Below are 24,618 nucleotides of genomic sequence, written 5' to 3'. Positions count from 1 at the left end.
CGAGCGCGCCGCGTTGCGCTGCCTCCGAAGGACCGCACCTCCGCAATGTCTATCCGTGAAGCGCCACCCGCCCGACCCGCCGCGCGGTCCCAGACGCCCCGCGCCTCAGCCCGCCCGGAAGCTCTCCAGCCGCGCGATCTGCCGGCCCTCGGCGTCGAAGTTCTCCGGCGCGAGCCAGCCCGCAAAGGCCGCGCGCAGGACGGGCCATTCGCTGTCGAGCACCGAGAACCAGGCGGTGTCGCGGTTGCGGCCCTTAACCACCGTGGCCTGCCGATGCGTGCCCTCGTAAGTGAACCCGAGCCGCGCCGCCGCCGCCCGGGAGGGCGCGTTCAGCGCGTCGCATTTCCACTCGTAGCGGCGGTAACCGAGCTCGTCGAAGGCCCGCGCCATCATCAGATGCATCGCCTCGGTCGACATGACCGTGCGCTGCAGGCGCGGCGAGAAGCTGATCCAGCCGACCTCGAGGCTGGCGGCCTCGGGGGTGATGCGCAGGTAGCTGCAAGTGCCGACCGCCCGGCCCTCCGCGTCGAGGACGCTGTGGTAGAGCGGGTCTTCGCTCGCAGCCATGGTCTCGAGTCGGGCGCGCATCTCGCCCAGGTCGCGGGGCTTCTCCTGCGGCAGATAGGTCCAGTTCCGCCCGTCCTCCTCGGCATAGGCGGCGAAAAGCTCTTCGGCATCCTCGGGCAGGGCGGGCCGCAGGCTGCAGAACCGCCCCGCCATGGGCGCCGAGGGCGGCCGGGGGCGGGGCAGCTCTGTCGCGACCGGGGCTCCGACGGGCAGGCCGAAGCGGTCGGTCTGGCTCATGCGAAGACGCGGGTCAGCGCGCCGTCGACGCTGTCGATGATCTCGTCGATGTCGGACTTCGTGGCGATCAGCGCGGGCGAGAAGCACAGCGTGTTGTTCTTGCCCGGCACCGAGCGGTTGGTCGCGCCGATGATCACGCCCTGCGCCATGCAGTCGGCCACGACGGCCTTCACGCGGGCCTCCTCGACCGGGTCCTTGCTGTCGCGGTCGGCGACCAGCTCGGCGCCGAGGAACAGCCCCTTGCCGCGCACGTCGCCGATGACCCGGTGCCTGTCCTGCAGCTCGCCCAGCCGGTCGAGCATATAGGCGCCCATCTCGGTGGTGTTGGACAGCAGGTCCTCGTCCTCGATGATGCGCATGTTCTCCATCGCCGCGGCGGGGCCGGCGGTGCAGCCGCCGAAGGTGGAGATGTCGCGGAAGTAGTCCATCGGGTCCGTCTCGTCGGACTTGAAGAGGTCGAAGACCGCCTCGCTGGTCACCAGGCAGGCGATCGCCGCGTAGCCCGAGGCCACGCCCTTGGCCATGGTCACCATGTCCGGCTCGATGCCGTAGTGCTGGTAGCCGAACCAGGTGCCGGTGCGCCCGATGCCGCAGACCACCTCGTCGATGTGCAGGAGGATGTCGTATTTGCGGCAGATCTCCTGCACGCGCGGCCAGTAGCCCTCGGGGGGCGCGATGACGCCGCCGCCCGCGGTCACCGGCTCGAGGCAGAGCGCGCCGACCGTGTCGGGGCCTTCCTCGAGGATCACCCGCTCGATCTGGTCGGCGGCCCATTCGCCGTAGTTCTCGACCGGGGCGCCTTCCTGTTCGTGGCGGCGGTATTCCAGGCAATGCGGCACCCGCACGAAGCCCGGCGCGAAGGGGCCATACTGCGCGTTGCGCTCGTCCTGGCCGCCGGCGGAGAGGCAGCCGAGCGTGGTGCCGTGGTAGTCGCGGTCACGGTAGAGGATCTTGTGCTTCTTGCCGCCGTAGCGCTTGTGGGCGATCTGGCGGACCATCTTGAAGGCCTTCTCGTTGGCCTCCGAGCCGGAGTTGCAGTAGTAGACCCGGCTCAGCCCGGGCATCTTGCCGATCAGCCGCTCGGCGAACAGCGCTCCGGGCACCGAGCCCGAGGCCCCGGCGAAATAGTTCATCTTCACGAGCTGCTCGTAGACCGCGCGGGCGATCTCTTCGCGGCCGTAGCCCACGTTCACCGTCCAGACCGCGCCCGAGACCGCGTCGAGGTGCTCCTTTCCGGCCTGGTTCCAGACCCGGAGGCCCTTGCCCTCGATGATGATGTTGGGGTCGCTCTTCTCCCAGGGTTTGTGCTGGCTCAAGTGATGCCAGACATGCGCCTTGTCGGCGGTGACGATGTGGCTGAGGTCGTTGGCGCTGAGCGTGCCGTCCATGAGAGCCTCCGGGGTCCGGGCAAAATTTGATCAATTGATCAAACCTTACCCATGCGTGCGAGTCGCGCAAGGCCGCTCAGGCGGTGACCCGGATGAAGGTGCCCATGCCGCCGGCGTGATGCCCCAGCATGTGGCAGTGAAACAGCCAGTCGCCGGGGTTGTGGGCGGCAAAGGCGATCTCGGTGGTCTCGTCGGGCGCCATCAGCAGCGTGTCCCGCAGGGGGCCGAGCGTGCCGTCGGGCCGCACCTGGGCGAAATGCATCCCGTGCAGATGCATGGCGTGCCGGAAGGCGGTGTCATTGGCGAGCCCGAGCCGCACGCTGGCGCCGCGCGGCACCTCGACGAGCGGCAGGATGTCCCGCCCGGCCTGGCCGTTCAGCGCCCAGACGAGCCCCCGGTCGGTCAGTTCGCGACCGGTCAGCACCTCGCCCTGGTGGATCGCCTCGCCCAGCGGGCGCATGGCCCCGCCGGACATCAACACCCGCTGCGGCACGGCCCCGGCGAGGTCGATCGGGAACTCGGGGTTGGGCGGCAGGGGCGCGGGATCGGGCCGCCGCGCGCCGGCGCCCGGGGCCACGCCGAAGACCGCCTGCGCGTAGCCGCCGTTCCGTTCGAGGTGCAGAAGGAAGGCCTCGTCCTCGGCGGTGGTCACATCGACGATCAGGTCGATGCGCTGCCCCGGCGCCAGGACCATCGGCCCGGTCAGCGCCTGGGGTGCCGCAAGCGGCATCCCGTCGAGCGCCATGACCCAGCCCGAGAGGCCATAGAGCCCCAGCTCGAAAATCCGCGCGTTGGCGGCATTGACCAGCCGCAGGCGCAGCCGGTCGTTGCGGCGCACCTCGTAGCGCGGCTCGGGCGCGCCGTTGGTCAGGACGACGTTGCCGATCCGCCCGGCATGGGCCCGGTCGTGCAGGTTGTCGAAATCCCCCGCCAGCTGCGCGCCCCGCGCCATGCGGATGTCGTCGAGAACCAGCGTCAGGTCGCGGTCGACCTCGGGGGCCTCGGCCTCCTCGACGATCAGCGCGCCGTAAAGCCCGCGCTCGACCTGTTCCACGCTCTGGGCGTGGGAGTGATACCAATAGGTGCCCGCGTCGGGCAGATCGAAGGCGTAGTCAAACTCTTCGCCGGGCAGGATCGGCGCCTGGGTCACCCCGGGCACCCCGTCCATGGCGTTGTCGAGCCGGAGCCCGTGCCAATGCACCGCCGTCGGCGCCTCGAGCCGGTTCTCCACCCGGCAGGCCAGCCGCCCGCCCTGGGCAAAGCGCAGCTCGGGGCCGGGGAAGCTGCCGTTGAAGGTCCAGAGATCGGTCTCGGGCAGGCCCTCCGGCGCGATCCGGTGGCGCGAGGGTCCGGCGGCGAGAATCGCGGGGCCCGCCTCGGCCCCGGCGCGCGCGGGCAAGCCCAGCAGGGCCGCCGAAGCGGTCAGGCTGTGCAGGAAACGGCGGCGCGAGAGCATGGGGGACCTCCTTGGCGCGCAAACGCTACATGAGGCCGAGGGCCAAGGGAAAGGCACAAAGCGTCCCGGGGGCGGCGATGGCCCTGCGGGGCAGGCGTTTGGCGGGCCCGCGCATCTTGACAAGCGGTCGCGAGGGGGCGATGCGCCAGACATGACAGGCACCTTGATCCAGGTCGCGCTTGGCGGCGCGCTCGGCGCGCTGGCGCGGCATCTGACCGGGCTCTGGGCGCTGCGGGCGCTGGGGCCGGGCTTTCCCTGGGGGACGCTGAGCGTGAACGTCGCGGGCTCCTTCGCGATGGGCTGCCTCGCCGTGGCGCTGGCCCAGGCCGGCGCGATGCGCTGGGCGCCCTTCCTGATGACCGGGCTTTTGGGCGGCTTCACCACCTTCTCGGCCTTCTCGCTCGACGCGGTGACGCTGTACGAGCGGGGGCAGGCCGGGCTGGCGGCGGGCTACGCGGCGGCCTCGGTGATCCTGTCCCTCGCCGCGCTGGCGGCGGGGCTATTCCTGGCGCGGGGGCTGACGCAATGAGCGGAGTGCAGACGATCACCGTCGGACCGGGCGAGGGCGACCAGCGGCTCGACCGCTGGCTGAAGCGGCTGTTCCCGCATCTCGCTCAGGGCCGGATCGAGAAGATGTGCCGCAAGGGCGAGCTGCGCGTCGACGGCGGGCGGGTGAAGGCCAATCACCGGCTCGAGGTCGGCGCCCAGGTGCGCATCCCGCCGATCCCCGAGCCGGGCGAGGTCGCCTCGCGGCCGAAGCCCAGCGTTTCGGAGGCGGATGCCAAGATGATCCGCGCCTGCGTGCTGTTCCGCGACGACCATATCATCGCGCTGAACAAGCCGCCGGGGCTGCCGACCCAGGGCGGCTCGAAGCAGACCCGCCATGTCGACGGCATGGCCGAGGCGCTGACCTTCGGCTTCGACGAGAAGCCGCGCCTGGTGCACCGGCTCGACAAGGACACCTCGGGGGTGCTGCTCCTGGCGCGGACCCGCGCGGTGGCCAAGGACCTGGCCGAGAAGTTCCGCGCCCGCGAGACCCGCAAGATCTACTGGGCCGCCGTCGCCGGCGTGCCCGCGCCGCGCATGGGCACGATCCAGATGGGCCTGGTGAAGGCCCCCGGCCACGGCAAGGGCGGCGAGGGCGAGAAGATGCTGCCCGTGCATCCCGACGCGGTGAAGACCACCGAGGGCGCCAAGAACGCCACCACCGATTACGCAGTGCTGTCAGAGCTCGGCAAACGCGCCGCCTGGGTGGCGCTGGTGCCGGTCACCGGGCGCACCCACCAGCTGCGCGCGCATATGGCGGCGCTGGGCCATCCGATCGTGGGCGACGGCAAATACGGCGGCTCGGGGCAGGAGAACCTGGGCGACGGCTGGGGCGCCCAGCTCGGCGGCGAGATCAGCCGCAAGCTGCATCTGCACGCCCGGTCGATCTCGATCGAGCACCCGGTCTCGGGCGTGCGGCTGAACGTCACCGCGCCTCTGCCCGACCACATGGAGAAGACCTGGGACTACGTCGCCTGGGACCCGATGGACGTGCCGAGCGACCCCTTCGCGGAGGAGGAATGACCCCCGAGCTGCGGCTGGTGGTCTTCGACGTCGACGGCACGCTGGTCGACAGCCAGGCCGACATCCTCTCCGCCATGGGCGACGCCTTCGCCCGGGCCGCGCGCCCGGCGCCCGCGCGCGCCGAGGTGCTGGGGGTGGTGGGCCTCTCGCTGCCCGTCGCGATGGAGACGCTGGCGCCCGGGGAGGGGCCCGAGACCCGGGGGGAGATGGTCGAGGCCTACAAGCAAAGCTATGCCGCGCGCCGCGCCGCGGGCAGTGGGGAGGCGCCGCTTTACCCCGGCGTCGCCGAGACGGTGGAGCGCCTCGCCGAAGTGCCGCATTGGCTGCTGGGCATCGCCACCGGCAAGTCGCGGCGCGGGCTCGACGCGCTTCTGGGCTCGGTGCCTTTCGGGCCGCGTTTCGTGACCACGCAGACCGCCGACCAGCACCCCTCGAAGCCGCATCCCGCGATGCTCGAGGCGGCGCTCTCGGAAACCGGCGTGGCGGCGGAGCGCGCGGTCATGGTCGGCGACACCGCCTATGACATGGAGATGGCCCGCGCCGCGGGGGCGGTGGCCATCGGCGTCACCTGGGGCTATCACCCCCGCGCGCGGCTGACGGCCGCGCATCACCTGATCGACGACATCGCGGCGCTGCCGGCGCTGCTGAACCGGATATGGGGCGAAAGATGAGCGGATGGGCGATGCGGCGCTTCTGGTCGGAGGCGCAAACCGAGGCGGTCGAGGGCGGCTTCCGCGTGCTGCTCGACGGGCGGCCGATCAAGACCCCGGCCAAGGCGGCGCTGGTGGTCCCGACCGAGGCCTATGCCGCGGCCATCGCGGCGGAATGGCAGGCCCAGGGCGATGAGGTCGACCCGACCTCCATGCCGATCACCCGCAGCGCCAATGCCGCCATCGACAAGCTGCGCGTCCAGCGCGCCGAGGTGGCCGACATGCTGGCGGCCTACGGCGACAGCGACCTGCTGTGCTACCGCGCCGATGCGCCGGTCGAACTGGTGGCCCGGCAGGCCGAGACCTGGGACCCCTATCTCGACTGGGCCGAGGCGCGCTACGGCGCGCGGCTCGCGCCGCGCACGGGCATCATGCATGCGCCCCAGGCCGCCACCGCTCTCGAGGCGCTGCGCGCCGAGGTGCACCGGATCGACGACTTCGGGCTGGCGGCCTTCCATGACCTGGTGTCGCTCACCGGCTCGCTGGTCCTGGGATTCGCCGCCGCCGAAGGGCAGGAGGCCGAGGCGATCTGGGCGGCCTCGCGGCTCGACGAGACCTGGCAGGAAGAGCAATGGGGCGTCGACGAGGAGGCGGCCGAGCTGGCGGCGCGCAAGAAGGCGCAATTCCAGGACGCGCTCAGGGTCTGGCAGCTCTCGCGCGTGCAGAGCGGCGCGGCCGGCGACGGCGGGGCTGCCTGAGCTTTCGGCAGCCTGCGTCCTTTGCCCGATTTGCAGGCTGTTTGGGTTGACCTCGCAGGAGGAATTCGACCAAAGTTCGACACGCTCAGCGGAATTTCGCTTCCGCTCAGTCCAATGCGCGGCCCGGCAAGGGCCGCCGAAAATCCGCCCGGTAACGGGTGGGCAACAGGAAGAGGTAAATATGAAGAAGACCGTATTTCTTGGCGCGTTGACCGTGGCCGGCCTTGCCGCCGGTGCAGCCAGCGCCCAAACGCTGAGTGACGTGCAGGAACGCGGCACTCTGAACTGCGGTGTGACCACCGGCCTGGTGGGCTTCGCCGCACCGGATGCCAACGGCGAGTGGGACGGCTTCGACGTCGCGGTCTGCCGCGCCGTGGCCGCCGCGGTCCTGCAGGATCCGACCGCCGTGGAATTCGTGCCGACCACCGGCAAGACGCGCTTCACCGCGCTGGCTTCGGGCGAGATCGACATGCTCGCGCGGAACACCACCTGGACCTTCACCCGCGACGTCGACCTGAAGTTCGAATTTGTCGGCGTGAACTACTACGACGGCCAGGGCTTCATGGTCCCGAAGGCGCTGGGCGTCTCCTCGGCCACCGAGCTGGCCGGCGCGACCGTCTGCATCCAGACCGGCACCACCACCGAGCTGAACCTCGCGGACTACTTCCGCCGGAACAACATGGAGTACACTCCGGTTCCGATCGAGACCAACGCCGAGGCGCAGCAGCAGTACCTGGCCGGCGCCTGTGACGTCTACACCACCGACGCATCCGGCCTTGCCGCGACCCGCGCCGCCTTCGAGAACCCGGGCGACCACGTCGTTCTGCCCGAGATCATCTCGAAAGAGCCGCTCGGCCCGCTCGTGCGCCATGGCGACAACGAATGGGGCGACGTGGTGCGCTGGACCCTCAACGCGCTGATCGCGGCCGAGGAATACGGCATCACCTCGACCAACATCGAGGAAATGGCGACCAACGGCAGCCCGGAAGTGAAGCGGATCCTCGGCACCGAGGACGAGCTGGGCTCCAAGCTGGGCCTCGACGCCGAATGGGCGCGCCGCGCCATCGCGGCCGGCGGCAACTACGGCGAGCTCTTTGCCCGTCACATCGGCGAGTCGACCCCGATCGGCCTCTCGCGCGGCCTGAACGCGCAGTGGACCGACGGTGGCCTTCTCTACGCACCGCCGTTCCGCTAAGATAGCCTTGCAAGGGGCGCGGGGGGATCCCCGCGCCCCTTCGCGTTTCCGCATCGACGGACCATAACGCATCCAGGCCGGCCAGCGCGGAGCAACCGCGCGGCAGAATGTCCTGGAGAACCTCAGGGATACCCCAATGACGACACTCAGCGATCCTCCGCAGAGTTCGTTCAAGCTGTCCATGCTGCTGAACGACACGCGGTATCGAGCTTATACGTTCCAGTTCATCGCGCTCGTCTGCGTCGCAGCCTTGTTCGCCTACCTGGGCTCGAACCTCGCGCAGAACCTCGAAGACGCCGGGCTGACGATCTCCTTCGGCTTCCTCGGAGATCCGGCCAATTACGACATCAACCAGACGCTGATCGAATACGACAACCAGATGGACCACTGGCGGGCCTCGCTGGTGGGCGTCTTGAACACGCTCCTGGTGTCCTTCCTGGCCTGTATCACCGCCACGGTGATCGGGGTCTTCGCGGGCGTGCTGCGGCTGTCGAACAACTGGCTCGTGCGCCAGCTGATGTCGATCTACGTCGAAGCCTTCCGCAACGTGCCGGTGCTGATCTGGATCATCATCATCTTCACCGTCATGACCGCGGTGCTGCCGGCGCCGCGCGCCTTCCGGGGCGAGGACCCCGAGGCCTCGATGCTCTTCGGCGCCATCGCATTCACCAACCGCGGGGTCTATATCCCGAAGCCGATCTTCGAGGCCGGCGGCTGGGCGGTCATGCTGGTCTTCCTGGCCGGCGTGGTGGGCGCCTTCGCCTACCGCCGCTACGCCACGCGGCTCCTCTACGCCACGGGCAAGCTGCTGCCGATGGGCTGGCCGGCGCTGGCCATCGCCTTCGTGCCGGCGCTCCTGGTGTTCTTCGCGCTGGGGCAGCCGATCTCGCTCGAGCTGCCCGAGCTCGGCGGCTTCAACTTCACCGGCGGGATCAACATCCTGGGCTCGCTCATCGCGCTCTGGTTCGCGCTGGCGATCTATACCGGCGCCTTCATCGCCGAGAACGTGCGCGCGGGCATCCTGTCGGTGAGCCGCGGCCAGAGCGAGGCCGCCGCCTCGCTGGGGCTGCGTCCGAACCGGATCATGAACCTCGTGGTCCTGCCGCAGGCGCTGCGGGTGATCGTGCCGCCGCTGATCTCGCATTACCTCAACATCACCAAGAACTCCTCGCTGGCGATTGCGGTGGGCTACATGGACCTGACCGGCACGCTGGGGGGCATCACGCTGAACCAGACCGGCCGGGCGATCGAGTCGATCCTCCTGCTCATGGCCTTCTACCTGGCGATCAGCCTGACGATCTCGGCGGTGATGAACGTCTACAACTCCTCCGTGTCGCTGAAGGAGCGCTGAGATGGCCGATACCCACGCCCATTCCGTCCGCTTCGTCCGCGACACCATGCTGCCCGAGCAGGAGCCCCCCGGGGCCGAGCGCGGGGTGGTGAAATGGATGCGCGAGAACCTCTTCTCGACGATCCCCAACGGCATCCTGACGCTGCTGGCGCTCTACTGCATCTGGTGGATGTTATCCTCGGTGATGCCCTGGTTCCTGAACGGGATCTGGGACGCGCCCTCGATCCGCGCCTGTCGCGAGATCCTCGAGGGCCAGCTCGGCGGCTGCTTCGCGGTGCTGACCGAACGCTGGAACCAGCTGCTCTTCGGGTTCCAGTATCCCTCCGAGCAGTACTGGCGCCCGACGGTGGCCTTCGTGCTGCTGTTCATCGCCATCGCGCCGGTGCTCTTCCGCAAGGTCTTCCCGGCGCAGATGCTGGTCTTCACCGCGGTCTATCCCTTCCTGGCCTACTGGCTGATCTGGGGCGGCTCGATCCTGGTGCCGATCTTTGCCGCGGCGGGCATCGTCGCGGGCTACCTGACCTACAGCCGGCTGGTCGCGCAGAGCTTCGCCATGGGCTTCTTCGGAGGCATCCTGGCGGCGCTGGTCTTCTGGTTCGTGGTGGGCTTCATCCCGACCGAGGGCATCGTGGCGCTCGAACCCGTCGCTTCGCGGAACATGGGCGGCTTCATGCTGAACCTGATCCTCGGGACGGTCTGTGTGTCGCTCTCGATCCCCTTCGGCATCGCGCTGGCGCTGGGGCGCCGCTCGGACATGCCGATCATCAAGGCGATCTGCGTGATCTTCATCGAGTTCGTCCGCGGCGTGCCGCTGATCACGCTGCTCTTCGTGGCGAATGTGGTCCTGGCCTACTTCCTGCCGCCGGGCAGCAACTTCGACCTGATCCTGCGGGTGATCATCATGATCACCATGTTCGCCTCGGCCTATATCGCCGAGGTGATCCGGGGCGGGCTCGCGGCGCTGCCCAAGGGCCAATACGAGGCCGCCGACAGCCTCGGGCTCGACTACGCGCAGGCGATGCGGCTGATCATCCTGCCGCAGGCGCTGAAGATCTCCATCCCGGGCATCGTCAACGTGGCGGTGGGCCTCTTCAAGGACACCACGCTGGTCTCGATCATCTCGATGTTCGACCTGGTGGGCATGATCCGCGGCCCGATCCTCGCCTCGACGGACTGGAACGGCGTCTACTGGGAGCTTCTGGGCTTTGCCGCGCTCCTGTTCTTCGTCGTCTGCTTCGGCATCTCGAAATATTCCCAGTGGCTCGAACGCGAGCTTGCCACGGACCATCGGTAAGGGAGACCCAACATGACAAATGTCGCCACCGATACGCAGGCCGCCGAGAGCAGCCAGATGCAGGTTTCGAACGAGGTCGCGATCTCGATCGAGAACATGAACAAGTGGTTCGGAAGCTTCCACGTCCTGCGCGACATCGACCTGACGGTCTACCGCGGCGAGCGCATCGTCATCGCCGGGCCCTCGGGTTCGGGCAAGTCGACGCTGATCCGCTGCATCAACGCGCTGGAGGAGCACCAGAAGGGCCGGATCGAGGTCGACGGGACGGTGCTGTCCTCGGATATCAAGAACATCGACACGATCCGCTCCGAGGTCGGCATGGTGTTCCAGCACTTCAACCTCTTCCCGCATCTCACCATCCTCGAGAACTGCACGCTGGCCCCGATCTGGGTGCGCAAGACGCCCAAGCACGAGGCCGAGGCCACGGCGATGCATTTCCTCGAGAAGGTGAAGATCCCCGAGCAGGCCGACAAATACCCCGGCCAGCTCTCGGGTGGTCAGCAGCAGCGGGTGGCCATCGCGCGCTCGCTCTGTATGAAGCCGCGGATCATGCTTTTCGACGAGCCCACGTCGGCGCTCGACCCCGAGATGATCAAGGAGGTGCTCGACACCATGGTCGAGCTCGCCGAGGAGGGGATGACCATGCTCTGCGTGACCCACGAGATGGGCTTCGCGCGGCAGGTCGCGAACCGGGTGATCTTCATGGACCAGGGCCAGATCGTCGAACAGAACGAGCCCGAGGAGTTCTTCAACAACCCGCAGAACGAGCGGACGAAGCTCTTCCTGAGCCAGATTCTCGGTCACTGACCGGCGCGATTTTCAAGGTTTCTGCCAGCGGGCGCCTTTCGGGGCGCCCGTTTGTCATTCCACGCCCGGCAGCTCGCGCGGGATGACGAAATCCACGACCCGCCCGCTGCCCGAGGCCAGGTCCGCCCAGTCCGAGACCTCGAACTCGACCACCAGCGTGGCGCCGGTGGGGTAGTCGTCGAAACGCGCATGCGCGGGCGCGCGGGCGACCAGCGCCTGGGCCAGGAAGGCGATGCCGGGGTTGTGGCCGACCACCAGCAGGGTCTCGGCCTCTTCCTCGCGCAGCGCCTCCAGGATCTCGGCAGGGGCGGCGAGGTAGAGCGCGCGGCTGGTGCGCACCGGGCAGTCGAGGTCGAGCCGGCCCAGCGTCTCCACCGTGCGCATGGCGCTGGAGAGGACCGCCGCGTCGGGCTGCCAGCCCTTCTCGCGCAGCCAGCGCCCCAGCGCGTCCGCCGAGCGGCGCCCGCGCTTGTTCAGCGGCCGGTCGTGATCCTCGAGCCCCTGGTGCCAGTCCGACTTGGCGTGGCGCATGAGGATCAGGCGGCGCATCCGGTCAGCCCCGCGCCGCGCGCTTGGGCAGATCGGCGGGCCGGATCAGCGAGCCCGCCCCGTGTTCGGTGAAAAGCTCCAAGAGGCAGGCGTTGGGCACCCGTCCGTCGAGGATGACCACCGCCCGCACGCCGTCCTCGATGGCCTTGAGCGCGGTTTCGGTCTTGGGGATCATGCCGCCCGCTATGGTGCCGGCGTCGGTCATCTCGCGGACCTCCTCGGGGGTCAGCGCGGTCACCACCTCGCCCGAGGTGTCCTTCACGCCGGCCACATCGGTCAGCAGCAGCAGGCGGTCGGCCTCGAGCGCACCGGCGATGGCGCCGGCGGCGGTGTCGCCGTTGACGTTGAAGGTCTCGGCGGGGTCCATGCCGGTCGCCACAGGCGCGATCACCGGGATGATGCCCGCGGCGAAGAGGTCGCGCAGGACCTGCACGTTCATCTCGATCGGGCGGCCGACATAACCCAGTTCGGGGTCGTCGGCGGTGCAGACCATGAGGTCGTCGTCCTTGCCGGAAAGTCCGACCGCGCGGCCGCCCTCGTCCATGATCGCCTGTACGATGCGCTTGTTCACGAGCCCGGTCAGCACCATCTCGACCACCTCGACGGTGGCCTGGTCGGTGACCCGCTTGCCGCGCACGAACTGCGATTCGATCCCCAGCTTGCCGAGCATCTCGTTGATCATCGGCCCGCCGCCATGCACCACGACCGGGTTGATGCCGACCTGCCGCATCAGCACGATGTCGCGGGCGAACTCGGCCATGGCGGCGGTGTCGCCCATGGCGTTGCCGCCGAATTTCACCACCACGATCGCGCCGGAATAGCGCTGCATGTAGGGCAGCGCCTCGGATAGGGTGCGGGCGGTTGCGTGCCAGTCTCGCTGCATGTCCTGCGTCTTCATCTGTGGTCCCGGAACGAAGGCTCGGGGACGCTTATCGGGTCTTGCCCGGCGCGACGCAAGGGCCGCTCAGGCGAGGCCGGCGATGATCGCCCGGAGCGTGGCGATGCCGTCGCCCTTCTCGGCCGAGGTCAGGATCAGCTCGGGGTAGGCGGCGGGGTGCTTGGAGAGCTTCTCGCGCACCTGGGCCAGCACCCGGGCGCGGTCCTTCTCCTTGACCTTGTCGGCCTTGGTCAGCACCGCCTGGAAGGTCACCGCGCTCTTGTCGAGCAGGGTCAGGATCTCTTCGTCGACCGATTTCACCCCGTGGCGGGCGTCGATCAGCACGAAGGCCCGGCGCAGGTTCGCCCGGCCCGAAAGATACTGCTTCAGGAGCCGCTGCCACTTCTCCACGACCGGCAGGGGCGCATTGGCGTAGCCATAGCCCGGCAGGTCCACGAGGTAATGGCTTTCGGCCAGGGTGAAGAAGTTGATCTCCTGCGTGCGGCCCGGCGTGTTCGAGGCGCGCGCCAGGCCCTTGCGGCCGGTCAGCGCGTTGATCAGGCTGGATTTTCCGACGTTGGAGCGGCCGGCGAAACAGACCTCGGCGCGGTCGCCCTCGGGCAGGCCGTCCATGGCGACGACGCCCTTGAGGAAGTCGGCGCCCCCGGCAAACAGCTTGCGGGCGTCCTCGAGGACCTGGGGGTCGGGCTCTTCGGCCACGGGGAAGGGCAGGCGGTCGGTCATATCCGGGCGGCCCCATCACCAAGCGCGATCTCGCCGGGCTCGAGCACCTCGGCCCGGACCGAGAAGTCGCGGTGCCCCCAGTGGTCCAGCGCGCCCAGCGTGTCGGCATCGCTTTCGCCGGTCTCGGGGTTGGCCGTGGTGGCGCGGCAGCGGTCGGTGCGTTCGACCACGCGCAGCCGCGCCGTGCCGACCCGCAGCTCGCGGCCGATCCAGTCGAACTCTTCCCAGGGCGCCAGCCCGTCGAGCCAGAGATTGCCGCGCCAGCGGTGGATCGAGAGCTTCTGCCCGATCCGGTCCTCGACCGCGCGGTGCGAGCTGAGATTGCAGAGCGTCACCGAGGGGAAATCGCTGTCGGTCATGGCGCGGGTCTCGGCGCGCACGAGCCGCGCGGGCGCGGCGCGCCCCTCGGCGACCAGCGGCGCGAGCCAGTCGACGATGCGCGCGCCCTCGGTCTCGGGGCGGGCGGTCAGATCGGGGCGGTCGGGATGCGACAGGGTGATCGTGCCGGCGGCGTCGTCGAAGACCGCGGTGACGGCCATGAGCTTCGGCGATTGCGCGACGCGGGTGAAGTTCTGGCAGGGCGCCCAGGCGCTGCCGTCGGCCTTCGAGGCCTCGTGCGCCACGGCCCAGGCCCGGTCCCAGGGCAGGCCCTGGCCGGGCTCCAGCGCCACCCGCGCCAGGGCCTCGCGGCCCAGGCTCTTGATCGGGTGGCGCCAGATCGAGGCGATCTGCCCGGTCATGTGCTGTCGGCGCCCTTCTTCTTCTTGAAGCCCGACAGGATGTTGCCCAGCACGTCCGGTTTGTAACCCTGGCTGCGCATGATCGCATACTGCTGGGAGAAGGTGATCGTGTTGTTGGCGATCCAGTAGACCACGAGGCCCGAGGCGAAGCTGCCCAGCATGAACATGAAGACCCAGGGCATCCAGGCGAAGATCATCGCCTGCGTCGGATCGGTCGGTGCCGGGTTCAGCTTCTGCTGCAGCCACATCGAGACGCCGAGCAGGAGCGGCAGGATGCCGATGAAGATCAGCGCCAGGATCGAGCCCTCCGGCGGCGCGCCCCAGGGCAAGAGGCCGTAGAAGTTGAAGATCGAGGTCGGATCCGGCGCCGAGAGGTCGCGGAACGGCCCGAAGAAGGGCGCGTGGCGCAGCTCGAGCGTGACGAAGATCACCTTGTAGAGCGAGAAGAAGATCGGGATCTGCAGAAGGATCGGCAGGCAGCCCGAGGCGGGGTTCACCTTTTCCTTCTTGTAGAGGCCCATCATCTCCTGCTGGAGCTTCTGGCGGTCGTCGCCGGCGCGCTCCTTGATCTTCTCCATCTCGGGCTGAAGTTCCTTCATCTTCGCCATGGAGACATAGGACTTGTAGGCCAGGGGCAGCAGCAGCGCCTTGATCAGCAGCGTCAGGGTGATGATCGCCACGCCCATGTTGCCGATCAGCTCGTTCAGCTCGTGCAGGACCCAGAAGATCGGCTTGGTGAGGAAGAAGAACCAGCCCCAGTCGATGGAATCGACGAAGCGGTCGATGCCGGTCGCCTGGTATTCGCGGATGGTCTCCCATTCCTTGGCGCCGGCGAAGAGCCGGGTGGTGACCTCGGAGGTGCCGCCGGCGGCGAGGTCCACGGTCGGGAGCACCGCCTCGGTCTGGTAGATGTCACGGGCCGCGTCGTATTTCGCCGCGGCGCGGAAGCCGCTGCCGGGGGCGGGGATCAGCGTCGACATCCAGTAGTGATCGGTGAAGCCGATCCAGCCGTCCTCGCCGACCTGCAGGCGCTCTGCCTGAGCGTTGCCCTCGCTCGGCAGGTCGGTCATGTCGCCCCAGCCGATCTCGGTCAGTTCGCCATCGGACATGGCGATGGCGCCCTCGTGCAGGATGAAGAAGTTCTTGGCGTTCACCGGCTCGCCGTGGCGCGCCAGGATGCCGTAGGGGGCCAGCCGCCGGGCGTCGCCGGTGGGGTTGTCGACCGACTGGGTGACGGTGAACATGTAGTTCTCGTCGACTGCGATCTGGCGGCGGAAGATCAGCCCGGCGGGGCTTTCCCATTCCAGGACAACGGGGCTGTCGGCGGTCAGGGTCTCGCCTTCAGCGACGCGCCACTCGGTGTTGGGGCCGGGCACGTCCCCGGCGGTCAGGCCCTGGCCGGGAGCCCAGCCGTAGAGCGCGTAATAGGACTGGTCGCCGCCCACCGGGTTGAAGAGCGAGACGATGGCCGAGCCCTCTTCGATGGTCTCGGTGTAGTCCTTGAGCTTGAGGTCGTCGATCCGGCCGCCGCGCAGCGAGAGCGAGCCCTTGACCCGCGGGGTGTCGATGGCGACGCGCGGCGCGTCCTCGGCGGTCTGGGGCGCCGCGGAGGTGGTCTGGGCGCTGCCGGCGCCTTCGGCGTCGGACGCGCTGCCCGGGACCGAGGCGGTCGAGGGTGCCTCGGCGGGGTCGCCCGCCTGGCTTTCGGTGACCGCGGGCGCGTTCGGATCGGTCGGTGTCTCCGGCGGCGGGAAGAGCACGAACCATATGAGGATCACGACGAAAGAGAGGGCTGTCGCGATGAGAAGGTTCTTGTTCTGATCGTCCATGTCCGACCGGTCCTGACTTGCTGCAAGTGGCTCGGGTTCAACAGGGCGGGGCCCTGAAGGTCAAGTCGATTCGAGGTGAGCGGCCGGTGTGGCGGAGCCGCGCGCCCTTGGCGGCGCGGCGGGAGGCAGGTGGGTGCGGGGTGTTGGTAGGTGGAGGTGTGGTGGTGCGTTGGTGTGGTGAGCGCAGCGGGGTGGTGCGTTGGTGTGGTGAGGGCAGCGGAGTGGTGCGGTGTGCTGGCAGATGGCGTGGCGCGGTGCCCGGTGGTGCTGTGTGCTGGCTGGTTGGTGGTGCGGAGAGCGTTGTGCGGGGATCCGGGATGCTGGCAGCCGGAGAGGGACGATCCGGGGGGCTGGCAGCAATAGAGGGGGCCGGTAGTGCTTGGCAGTGCCCGTGGTGATGCCCGAGAGACTGCGAACGGGTTGGCGCGCGGCAGGCGGGGCGCTCCGACTTGCTGGGCGCCGCACCCACCGGCCAGCCTAACCCCTCACGCCGAGCGACTTCTCGGTGCGCGGGCGGCGCGGCGGGCTTCGCGGGCGGCGAGCCAGGTGGCGAAGCCCTTCCCGGACATCGGGCGGGCGATGCCGTAGCCCTGGATGTGCCCACAGCCGAGGTCGACGAGCCGGTCGTGTTCGCCGGTGCGCTCCACCCCTTCGGCGATCGTGTCGAGGCCGAGCCGGTCGGCGAGGCAGAGGATGCCCGCCACCATCCGGTGCTGGCCCGCGTCGCGGTCGAGGTCGGCGACGATGCTGCGGTCGATCTTCAGCCGCCGGATCGGCAGGAGCCGCAGGGTGCTGATCGGGGCGGAGCCGGTGCCGAAATCGTCGAGCTCGATGCTGCAGCCGAGGTCGGCCAGGGCCCGGACGTTGCGCGCCACCTCGGAGTCGCGGTGGCGGGCGAGGACCGACTCCAGCACCTCGATGCCGATGCGCTCGGGCGTGAGCCCGTAGCGGTCGAGGTCCCAGCGCAGGCGCGGGACCAGCTTGGGGTCGGCCAGTTCCTCGGCCCCGAAGTTGACCGAGATGCGCGGCACCGAGAGCCCCTGCCGGTCCCAGCCGGAGAGCGCGGCCATGGCGGCGGAAAGCATGGCGCCGCCGAGCTTACCCGCGCGGCCCGATTGCGCCAGCGCGTCGAGGAACTGCGCCGGCGGCACGATGCCGCGTTCGGGGTGGTTCCAGCGCGCCAACACCTCGACCCCGCTGAGCGCGCCGGTGGCGGTCACCACCTGGGGCTGGAACCAGGGCAGGATTTCCCCGGTCTCGAGCGCGCGGGCGACGCGGCGGGCGAGCGCACGGCGGGTCTCGGCCTCTTCCGCCAGGGCGGGGGTCCAAAGCCGGATCTGGGAGGCGCCGTCGCGCAGGGCGGCGTCCAGCGCCACCTCGGCCCGGTCGAGAAGCGGCTCGGCCCGGGTCTCGGGCCCCTCGCCGCAGGCGATGCCGAGCGCGGCGGTCGGGTAGTAGCGCAGGCCGGCAAGGACCAAAGGATCCTCGAGCCGGGCGCGCAGGCGGGCGGCCAGTTCCTCGGCCCCGTCGGGGGGCAGGGCGGCGGAAAGCGCCAGGCGGCTGTCGCCGAGGGTCGCGATCACATCGGTGTCGCGCACCACTTCGGCCAGCCGGTCGAGGCAGATCGCGCGGGCCTGGCGCAGCGCCGCGCCGCCCTGCTGGGCGGCGATGCGGTCGAGCCCGCCGAGGGCCGCAAGAACGAAGACCGGCCGGCTGCCGGGCGGGCCGCGCCAGGCGGCGGGGGCGGCGCGCAGGAAGGCGCCATGGCCGCCGTCGCGGGGCAGGGTATCGGGTGTCGGCCCGCGCGGCAGGACCCGCAGGCCAGGCAGCGCGAAGGCCAGGGCCAGCGCCATGGGCGGCCAGGCCCAGACCGGCCCCAGCGCCGGCAGCGCGGCCAGCCCCGCGAGGCCAAGCAGCAGCGGCGGCAGGACCGCGGGCGACTGCTCCAGCAATGACGACAACCTTTGAGGGCCCACCGCGACCGTCCCGAGTGTTTCACCACAGTTCGGGCCGGAGGCTAATGTGATTCCCTGAACGTCCGCTTAACGCAGCGCGGGCACCGCGGGCGCCTCGGGTTCCGCGCTCTCGGGTGTCTTCGAGCGCATCAGCCCGGCGAAATCGAAAAGCCCCGGATCCAGCAGATGCGAGGGCCGCGCGTTCATCAGCGCCCGGAACATCACCTGCCGGCGGCCGGGGCTGTTCTTTTCCCACTGGTCGAGGATCTGCTTCACCTGCTGGCGCTGCAGCCCGTCCTGGCTGCCGCAGAGGTCGCAGGGAATGATCGGATAGCCCATGGCGCGGGCGAACCTGTCGCAATCGGCCTCGGCCACATGGGCGAGCGGGCGGTAGACGAAAAGATCGCCCTCCTCGTTGACCAGCTTCGGCGGCATGGTCGCGAGCCGCCCGCCGTGGAAGAGGTTCATGAAGAAGGTCTCGAGGATGTCGTCGCGGTGATGGCCGAGAACCACCGCCGAACAGCCCTCTTCGCGGGCGATGCGGTAGAGATGGCCGCGCCGCAGCCGCGAGCAGAGCGCGCAGAAGGTGCGCCCCTCGGGCACCTTGTCGACGACGACGGAATAGGTGTCCTGATACTCGATGCGATGCGGCACGCGCATCTTCTCGAGGAACTCGGGCAGGACGGTCGCGGGAAAGCCCGGCTGCCCCTGGTCGAGGTTGCAGGCCAGGATGTCCACCGGCAGGAGCCCGCGCCACTGCAGCTCGTGCAGGACGGCGAGCAGGGTGTAGCTGTCCTTGCCGCCGGAGAGGCAGACCAGCCACTTCGGGCGGCTGCCGTCGGCGGTCTTCTCGACCATGCCATATTGGTCGACCGCCTCGCGGGTGGCCTGCACGATGCGCTTGCGGAGCTTCTTGAACTCCGTGGATTTGGGCGCGCCCTCGAAGAGCGGGTGGATGTCGTCGGCGTTGTCGAACATGACCGTCCTCTTGCCAAAAGCGCGGGGCTAGGGGAAGCGCCCGCCGCGGATGACCCTCAGCGCCCGGGGCCGGGCGGGGGCACGTCGTCGATGCCGCTGCCGCCCCAGGGATGGCAGCGCGCGATGCGCCTGAGCGCCAGCCAGCCGCCGCGCAGCGCGCCATGGGTCTCGAGCGCCTCGAGCGCATAGCGCGAGCAGCTCGGATCGAAGCGGCAGGAGCGGCCGAGCCAGGGCGACAGGAACAGCCGGTAGCCGTGCACGGGCAGGGCGACCAGGCGGGCCAGCGGCGTCATCTGGCGCGCTCGTGCAGCTTGCGGAGCGCGTAGCGCAGGTCCGACAGGAGCCCCTCGAAGCTGCGCGCGGCGGTGACCTCGCGCTTGCCGATCAGCACGTAGTCCCAGCCCGGCCGGCCGTCATCGGCGATCACCGCGCGCGCGGCGGCGCGCAGCCGGCGCTTGGCGCGGTTGCGGGCGACGGCATTGCCGACCTTCTTGGAGCAGGTGTAGCCCACGCGGATCTCGGCAGGCGCGCCCCCCTCGGGCGAGGCCTCGGCGCGCGCGCGGCCCTGCACCAGGAGCCCCTTGGTGCCCTGCTTGTCGGCACGGGCGGCGCGCAGGAATTCCGCGCGGGTCTTCATGGTGCGAAGGGGCGCGCTGACCTCCGGACATGACAAAGCCGCCGAAGGCGGTGTCCCGTCCGTCTGGTCGGGGGCCTTCGGCGGCGTCATCAGGTCGCTCCTGGCGCGGGTTACGCGCTCAGGCTCTTCCGGCCGCGGGCGCGGCGGGCGTTCAGGATCTTGCGGCCGGCCTTGGTGGCCATGCGCGCACGAAACCCGTGACGGCGCTTGCGCACCAGGTTGGACGGTTGAAACGTGCGTTTCGACATCTCTAGTCTCCGTGGTCTCGGGCCCGGCGCGGCGGCGTCCACGGGGCCGATGAATCTCTCGAAGCCCGGCCTATAGGCGAGCCTCGGCGGCATGTCAAACCTCCGGCGGCCGCCCGGGGCGGAAATTTCCGCGCGACCCGGGATGCTTGGCGGGGCGGGCCTGACCCCACGCAACATATAGCTCGCGCGGGCGCGCGCGAGGCGGCGCGGGCGGACCACCTGCAACAATAGCCGGGCGGAATGTTACAGAACAGCCCCCGCGCCGGGCGAATCCCCCCGCCCACATCAACCGCCCGTGAGAGCGCTGTCGGAACCTCGCCCGCGGGCGCATGTCTAGGGTCAGAGACAAAAGACCCAGGACAGAGACAGCGAGATGGAACAGCCCATGACCGACCGGGAGCCGCGCCGCAACGCGCTCTTGCGCAACCTGCCGCTCGTCGCCATCGCGATCGTCGCGGTGATCGGCGCCGTGACGCTGAAGGACTACCTGACCTTCGAGACGCTGCGGGAGAATCGCGAGGCGCTCCTCTCCTTCAGAGATGCCAACTACGGGCTGACCGTGGCGCTCTTCATGGCGGCCTATGTGACCATCGTGGCCTTTTCGCTGCCCGGGGCGACCATCGCGACGTTGACCGGCGGTTTCCTGTTTGCCACCTTCCCTGGCGCGCTCTTCAACGTGTCCGCCGCGACGCTGGGCGCCACGGCGATCTTCGCCGCCGCGAAATGGGGCCTGGGCGAGCGCATGGCGCAGAAGATGAACGCCTCGGACGGGCTGGTGCGCCGGATCAAGTCGGGCATCGACGAGAACCAGTGGGAGATGCTCTTCCTCATCCGCCTGGTGCCCGCGGTGCCCTTCTTCGTGGCCAATGTCGTGCCGGCCTTCGTCGGCGTCAGCCTCTGGCGCTTCGTGGTGACGACCTTCCTCGGGATCATTCCCGGCGCGGTGGTCTATACCTCGGTGGGCGCGGGCCTCGGCCAGGTCTTCGAGCGCGGCGAGACGCCGGATCTCGGGATCATCTTCGAGCCGCATATTCTGCTGCCGATCCTGGGCCTCTGCGCGCTGGCCGCGCTGCCGATCCTCCTCAAGGCCGTGCGCGGCAAGAAAGGGCTCTGAGCCATGCAAGAGATCAAGACCGACCTCCTCGTTATCGGCGCGGGTTCCGGCGGGCTCTCCGTCGCCGCGGGGGCTGCGCAGATGGGCGCCGATGTGACCCTGCTCGAGCGGCACAAGATGGGCGGCGACTGCCTGAACTACGGCTGCGTGCCCTCCAAGGCGCTGATCAAATCGGCCAAGGTCGCCCATGAGATGCGCAAGGCCGGCGCCTATGGCATCGCCCCGGTCGAGCCGCAGGTCGATTACGCCGCCGCCAAGGACCACGTGCAGGGCGTGATCGCCGCCATCGAGCCGCACGACAGCCAGGAGCGATTCGAGGGCTTCGGCGTGCGGGTGATCCGCGAGCATGGCCGCTTCGTCTCGGAGAACACGGTGGAAGCCGGCGACAAGCGCATCACCGCGCGACGGATCGTGATCGCCACCGGCTCCACCGCCTTCGTGCCGCCGATCCCCGGGCTCGACCAGGTGCCCTATCTGACCAACGAGACGCTCTGGGCGCTGCGCGAGCGGCCAGACCACCTGATCGTCATCGGCGGCGGGCCGATCGGCATGGAGATGGCCCAGGCGCACCGGCGGCTCGGCTCCGAGATGACGGTGATCGAGGGCGCCAAGGCGCTGGGCAAGGACGACCCCGAGCTGGCCGCCGTGGCGCTGGAGAAGCTGCGCGCTGAGGGCATCGCCATCGAGGAGGAGGCCCCCGCCAAGGCGGTCCGCGGCAGCGAGGGCGCGCTCGAGGTCGAGGTCGAGGACGGCCGCGTCTTCAAGGGCTCGCACATCCTCGTGGCGGTCGGACGCAAGGCCAATACCGAGGGGCTCGACCTCGAGAAGGCCGGGATCGAGACCACCCGCACCGGGGTGAAGGTCGATGCCGCGCTCAAGACCACCAACAAGCGGGTCTATGCCATCGGCGACGCCGCGGGCGGCATGCAGTTCACACATGTCGCCGGCTATCACGCCGGGGTGGTGGTGCAATCGGCGCTTTTCGGGCTGCCGGCCAAGGCCAAGACGCGACATATCCCCTGGGTCACCTATATCGACCCCGAGATCGCGCAGGTCGGGCTGACCGAGGCCCAGGCGCGCAAGGAATACGGCCCCAAGCTGGAGGTGGCGCGCTTTGACTACGACGGCAACGACCGCGCCCAGGCCGAGCGCCAGACCGACGGCATCGTCAAGGTCATGGTGGCGGGCGGCAAGCCGGTGGGGGCCTCGATCCTCGGCCACCAGGCGGGCGAGCACATCAACTTCTGGGCCTTCGCCATCGCCAACGGCATGAAGATGAAGGCCGTTTCCAACACGGTCTCGCCCTATCCCACCTATGGGGAACTTAACAAACGGGTGGCGGGGGCCTACTTTTCCCCGAAATTGTTCGACTCCCAGGCAGTGAAGCGTGTGGTCCGCATGGTGCAGCGCTATCTGCCGTAGGCGGCAGGAGTATTTACCGTTTCCATGTTCCGCACGCTCTCCGGCCGGTTCCTGATCCTCACGGTTCTTTTCGTGATGCTGGCCGAGGTCTTCATCTTCTTCCCCTCGGTGGCGCGCTTCCGCCAGGACTACCTGATCGACCGGCTCGAGCGGGCGCAGATCGCCTCGCTGGCGCTGCTGGCCGCCGATGCCGACATGATCGACCGCGACCTCGAGGAGGAGCTGCTGCTCAACGCCGGGGTCTTCAACATCGTGTTGCGGCGCGACACCGCGCGGCAGCTGGTGCTGACTTCGCCGATGCCTGGCGAGATCGACGAGACCTTCGACCTGCGCGAGGCCGGGCCGCCGATGCTGATCTACGACGCCGTGCGGCGCCTGATCGAGCCCGAGCCCTCGCTGATCCGGGTGATCGGCAGCCCCTCGCGCGAGGCGGGGCTGCTGATCGAGGTCACCATGGACACCACCGAGATGCGCGAGGCGATGATCGACTACGGGCTGCGCATCCTGGCGCTCTCGGCCTTCATCTCGGTGATCACCGCGGGGCTGTTGTTCTTCGCGGTGCGCCAGCTCCTGGTGAAGAACATCAAGTCCGTGGTGCGCAACATGCAGGCCTATGCCGAGGCGCCCGAGGACGCCCGGCGGATCATCAAGCCCTACGCCAGGGTGACCGAGGTCCGCGAGGCGCAGGAGGCGCTGCAATCGCTGCAGACCCAGCTCACCCAGTCGCTGCGCCAGAAAGAGCGGCTGGCCCAACTCGGCGGCGCGGTGGCGCGGGTCAGCCACGACCTGCGCAACATCCTGACCTCGGCGCAGCTCTTCACCGACCGGATCGAGGCCTCCGAGGACCCGACCGTCAAGCGCATGGCGCCGAAGCTGGTGAACTCGATCCAGCGCGCGGTGAGCCTCTGCGAGAGCACCCTGGCCTTCGGCCGCGCCGAGGAGCCGGCGCCGACGCTGACCCGCTTCAACCTGGCCGAACTGGTCGAGGATGTCTTCGAGGCCGAGCGCCTGGCGATCGGCGACCACGATCTGTCGCTCTCGCCCGATGTGCCCGCCACCATGAGCGTGCGCGGCGACCCCGAGCAGGTGCACCGGATGATCTCCAACCTGGTGCGCAACGCCCGGCAGGCGATCATCGGCGGCGGCCAGCCCGGAGAGATTTCGGTCGCGGGTCATGTCACCGACACCGACTGGGTGATCGAGGTCTGCGACACCGGCCCGGGCCTGCCGCCCAAGGCGCGCGAGTTCCTGTTCCAGGCCTTCCAGGGCAGCGCCCGCAAAGGCGGGGTGGGGCTGGGCCTCGCCATCGTCTCGGAGCTGGTGCGCGGCCATGGCGGCCGTCTCGAACTGGTGCGCAGCGACGAGGACGGCACCGTCTTCCGGCTCAGCCTGCCGATGGGCGATCTTTGACGGTTTGATGAAAAAATCCGGCAGGGGGCCCTTGCGTTCATCCGGCACGGGGGGTATCTGCCGCCCCAACGGACCGATAGCTCAGCTGGATAGAGTACCTGACTACGAATCAGGGGGTCGGGGGTTCGAATCCTCCTCGGTCCGCCAGAATTCCCGAAGGCCGCGTTCCCCAGGGGACGCGGCCTTCCTCGTTTTCGGGCCCTCTCGCCATGCCCCTTCAGAACCGCGTCACGCCTTTCGGAGAGATCGTCGCCGACCCCGCGCGCGGCAGCCTCATGGGCAATCGCGGGCGGCTGCACGACGGGCAGAAGCGGCTCGGGCGGGCGCGCTGGCGCGGCCGGGCCTGGATTTCCTGCCTGCTCGACTTCAAGGGCCGCCACCGGCCCGAGATGATGATGCCGCGCAGCTATACCGAGCTGTTCTTCAGCGACGAATGGGTGGCGCTGGCCGCGGGCCACAGGCCCTGCGCGGAGTGCCGGCGCGCCGCCTACCTGGAGTTTCGCGAAGCCCTGGCGCGGGCCTGCCCGACGCTTGGCCCCGCGCCGCGGGCCGCCGAGATGGACAGGCTTCTGCACGAGGCGCGGACGGGGCCGGACGCGCGCTGGCAGGCAAAACGGGCCGAATTACCCGACGGCACATTCGTTCTTGGAGAAGATGCTGTGGCTCTGCTACTCTGGCGCGACAAGATGTGGCGTTGGACAAGCCAGGGGTATGAACCCGCGGCCAGCGTCACCGGTGCTCTCACGGTGCTCACGCCGCGCCCCATCACGGGCGCATTGGCCGCCGGGTATGCGCCGCTTGGACATCCGTTCATGTAAACGTGAGTGGACAAGACACAAAACG

At 69.3% G+C, this 24,618-nt stretch carries 25 protein-coding genes and 1 tRNA gene; 13 read left to right on the top strand and 13 right to left on the bottom strand.

Features of this window, described 5'->3' with window-relative positions; genetic code table 11:
* Nucleotides 1–105 precede the first annotated feature (105 nt).
* The 3 genes from LR948_RS17225 to LR948_RS17215 all read right to left on the bottom strand — a co-directional run bounded on the left by LR948_RS17225 (nt 106) and on the right by LR948_RS17215 (nt 3,648).
* Nucleotides 106–804, bottom strand: coding sequence for a GNAT family N-acetyltransferase (locus LR948_RS17225; RefSeq protein WP_232755326.1), 699 nt, complete (start codon nt 802–804; stop codon nt 106–108).
* Nucleotides 801–2,192, bottom strand: a complete 1,392-nt coding sequence (locus LR948_RS17220; RefSeq protein WP_232755325.1) for an aspartate aminotransferase family protein — start codon at nt 2,190–2,192, stop codon at nt 801–803. Before LR948_RS17220 ends, LR948_RS17225 begins: the two co-directional genes overlap by 4 nt.
* Before the next feature lie 76 nt (nt 2,193–2,268).
* Complete coding sequence (locus LR948_RS17215; protein WP_232755324.1) at nt 2,269–3,648, bottom strand: multicopper oxidase family protein; 1,380 nt, start codon at nt 3,646–3,648, stop codon at nt 2,269–2,271.
* A gap of 151 nt (nt 3,649–3,799) precedes the next feature.
* On the opposite strand from LR948_RS17215, the gene crcB reads away from it, so the two are divergent.
* From crcB to LR948_RS17175, 8 genes are all read left to right on the top strand, one after another.
* The gene (gene crcB, locus LR948_RS17210) at nt 3,800–4,177 is read left to right on the top strand and encodes a fluoride efflux transporter CrcB (RefSeq protein ID WP_232755323.1); all 378 of its coding nucleotides are present in this window, start codon (nt 3,800–3,802) and stop codon (nt 4,175–4,177) included.
* Nucleotides 4,174–5,217 carry an RluA family pseudouridine synthase gene (locus LR948_RS17205; RefSeq protein WP_232755322.1) on the top strand — a complete coding sequence of 348 codons (1,044 nt, stop codon included), beginning with the start codon at nt 4,174–4,176 and terminating at the stop codon, nt 5,215–5,217. Before crcB ends, LR948_RS17205 begins: the two co-directional genes overlap by 4 nt.
* The gene (locus tag LR948_RS17200) at nt 5,214–5,888 is read left to right on the top strand and encodes an HAD-IA family hydrolase (RefSeq protein WP_232755321.1); all 675 of its coding nucleotides are present in this window, start codon (nt 5,214–5,216) and stop codon (nt 5,886–5,888) included. The genes LR948_RS17205 and LR948_RS17200 overlap by 4 nt, the downstream gene beginning before the upstream one ends.
* Nucleotides 5,885–6,625, top strand: a complete 741-nt coding sequence (locus tag LR948_RS17195) for an ATP12 family chaperone protein (RefSeq protein WP_232755320.1) — start codon at nt 5,885–5,887, stop codon at nt 6,623–6,625. The genes LR948_RS17200 and LR948_RS17195 overlap by 4 nt, the downstream gene beginning before the upstream one ends.
* Before the next feature lie 181 nt (nt 6,626–6,806).
* Complete coding sequence (locus LR948_RS17190) at nt 6,807–7,820, top strand: amino acid ABC transporter substrate-binding protein (protein ID WP_232755319.1); 1,014 nt, start codon at nt 6,807–6,809, stop codon at nt 7,818–7,820.
* Between the two features lie 136 nt (nt 7,821–7,956).
* Entirely contained in the window at nt 7,957–9,171 is a 1,215-nt protein-coding gene (locus LR948_RS17185) for an amino acid ABC transporter permease (protein ID WP_232755318.1), read from the top strand.
* Between the two features lies 1 nt (nt 9,172).
* On the top strand, nt 9,173–10,465 hold the full coding sequence (locus LR948_RS17180) for an amino acid ABC transporter permease (RefSeq protein WP_232755317.1): 1,293 nt from the start codon (nt 9,173–9,175) through the stop codon (nt 10,463–10,465).
* Nucleotides 10,466–10,477: 12 nt separating this feature from the next.
* Nucleotides 10,478–11,272 (top strand): amino acid ABC transporter ATP-binding protein, encoded by a 795-nt coding sequence (locus LR948_RS17175; protein WP_304621981.1) that lies wholly within the window; start codon nt 10,478–10,480, stop codon nt 11,270–11,272.
* Between the two features lie 54 nt (nt 11,273–11,326).
* On the opposite strand, the gene LR948_RS17170 is transcribed toward LR948_RS17175, so the two are convergent.
* The 10 genes from LR948_RS17170 to rpmH all read right to left on the bottom strand — a co-directional run bounded on the left by LR948_RS17170 (nt 11,327) and on the right by rpmH (nt 19,829).
* The gene (locus tag LR948_RS17170) at nt 11,327–11,821 is read right to left on the bottom strand and encodes a histidine phosphatase family protein (protein ID WP_232755316.1); all 495 of its coding nucleotides are present in this window, start codon (nt 11,819–11,821) and stop codon (nt 11,327–11,329) included.
* Nucleotides 11,822–11,825: 4 nt separating this feature from the next.
* A complete protein-coding gene (argB, locus tag LR948_RS17165) occupies nt 11,826–12,719 on the bottom strand; it encodes an acetylglutamate kinase (RefSeq protein WP_232755315.1) in 894 nt (297 codons plus the stop codon).
* Nucleotides 12,720–12,785: 66 nt separating this feature from the next.
* Nucleotides 12,786–13,442, bottom strand: coding sequence for a ribosome biogenesis GTP-binding protein YihA/YsxC (yihA, locus tag LR948_RS17160; protein WP_232755314.1), 657 nt, complete (start codon nt 13,440–13,442; stop codon nt 12,786–12,788).
* Complete coding sequence (locus LR948_RS17155; RefSeq protein ID WP_232755313.1) at nt 13,439–14,182, bottom strand: MOSC domain-containing protein; 744 nt, start codon at nt 14,180–14,182, stop codon at nt 13,439–13,441. The genes yihA and LR948_RS17155 overlap by 4 nt, the downstream gene beginning before the upstream one ends.
* The gene (gene yidC / locus LR948_RS17150; RefSeq protein WP_232755312.1) at nt 14,179–16,011 is read right to left on the bottom strand and encodes a membrane protein insertase YidC; all 1,833 of its coding nucleotides are present in this window, start codon (nt 16,009–16,011) and stop codon (nt 14,179–14,181) included. Before yidC ends, LR948_RS17155 begins: the two co-directional genes overlap by 4 nt.
* A 485-nt stretch (nt 16,012–16,496) precedes the next feature.
* Nucleotides 16,497–17,963, bottom strand: coding sequence for a GGDEF domain-containing phosphodiesterase (locus tag LR948_RS17145; protein WP_232755311.1), 1,467 nt, complete (start codon nt 17,961–17,963; stop codon nt 16,497–16,499).
* Between the two features lie 90 nt (nt 17,964–18,053).
* The gene (gene ttcA / locus LR948_RS17140) at nt 18,054–18,944 is read right to left on the bottom strand and encodes a tRNA 2-thiocytidine(32) synthetase TtcA (RefSeq protein ID WP_232755310.1); all 891 of its coding nucleotides are present in this window, start codon (nt 18,942–18,944) and stop codon (nt 18,054–18,056) included.
* Between the two features lie 56 nt (nt 18,945–19,000).
* Nucleotides 19,001–19,237, bottom strand: coding sequence for a membrane protein insertion efficiency factor YidD (yidD, locus tag LR948_RS17135; protein ID WP_232755309.1), 237 nt, complete (start codon nt 19,235–19,237; stop codon nt 19,001–19,003).
* Complete coding sequence (rnpA, locus tag LR948_RS17130; RefSeq protein ID WP_232755308.1) at nt 19,234–19,671, bottom strand: ribonuclease P protein component; 438 nt, start codon at nt 19,669–19,671, stop codon at nt 19,234–19,236. The genes yidD and rnpA overlap by 4 nt, the downstream gene beginning before the upstream one ends.
* 20 nt (nt 19,672–19,691) lie before the next feature.
* Entirely contained in the window at nt 19,692–19,829 is a 138-nt protein-coding gene (gene rpmH / locus LR948_RS17125) for a 50S ribosomal protein L34 (protein WP_025311815.1), read from the bottom strand.
* A 385-nt stretch (nt 19,830–20,214) separates the two neighbouring features.
* Between rpmH and LR948_RS17120 the strand changes: the two genes are divergently transcribed.
* The 5 genes from LR948_RS17120 to LR948_RS17100 all read left to right on the top strand — a co-directional run bounded on the left by LR948_RS17120 (nt 20,215) and on the right by LR948_RS17100 (nt 24,593).
* Nucleotides 20,215–20,943, top strand: coding sequence for a TVP38/TMEM64 family protein (locus LR948_RS17120; RefSeq protein ID WP_232755307.1), 729 nt, complete (start codon nt 20,215–20,217; stop codon nt 20,941–20,943).
* A 3-nt stretch (nt 20,944–20,946) separates the two neighbouring features.
* Nucleotides 20,947–22,365, top strand: a complete 1,419-nt coding sequence (locus tag LR948_RS17115; RefSeq protein WP_232755306.1) for an NAD(P)/FAD-dependent oxidoreductase — start codon at nt 20,947–20,949, stop codon at nt 22,363–22,365.
* A gap of 24 nt (nt 22,366–22,389) precedes the next feature.
* Nucleotides 22,390–23,775, top strand: a complete 1,386-nt coding sequence (locus LR948_RS17110; RefSeq protein ID WP_232755305.1) for a HAMP domain-containing sensor histidine kinase — start codon at nt 22,390–22,392, stop codon at nt 23,773–23,775.
* 70 nt (nt 23,776–23,845) lie between these two features.
* A tRNA-Arg gene (locus tag LR948_RS17105) sits at nt 23,846–23,922 on the top strand.
* Between the two features lie 62 nt (nt 23,923–23,984).
* Complete coding sequence (locus LR948_RS17100) at nt 23,985–24,593, top strand: hypothetical protein (RefSeq protein WP_232755304.1); 609 nt, start codon at nt 23,985–23,987, stop codon at nt 24,591–24,593.
* Nucleotides 24,594–24,618 lie beyond the last annotated feature (25 nt).

Origin of the sequence: Roseivivax sp. GX 12232 (assembly GCF_021272185.1) — a bacterium.
Taxonomy (GTDB): Bacteria; Pseudomonadota; Alphaproteobacteria; order Rhodobacterales; family Rhodobacteraceae; genus Roseivivax.
The sequence above is the reverse complement of the archived record's forward strand: the minus strand, read 5'-3'. Positions and strand labels throughout refer to the sequence as shown.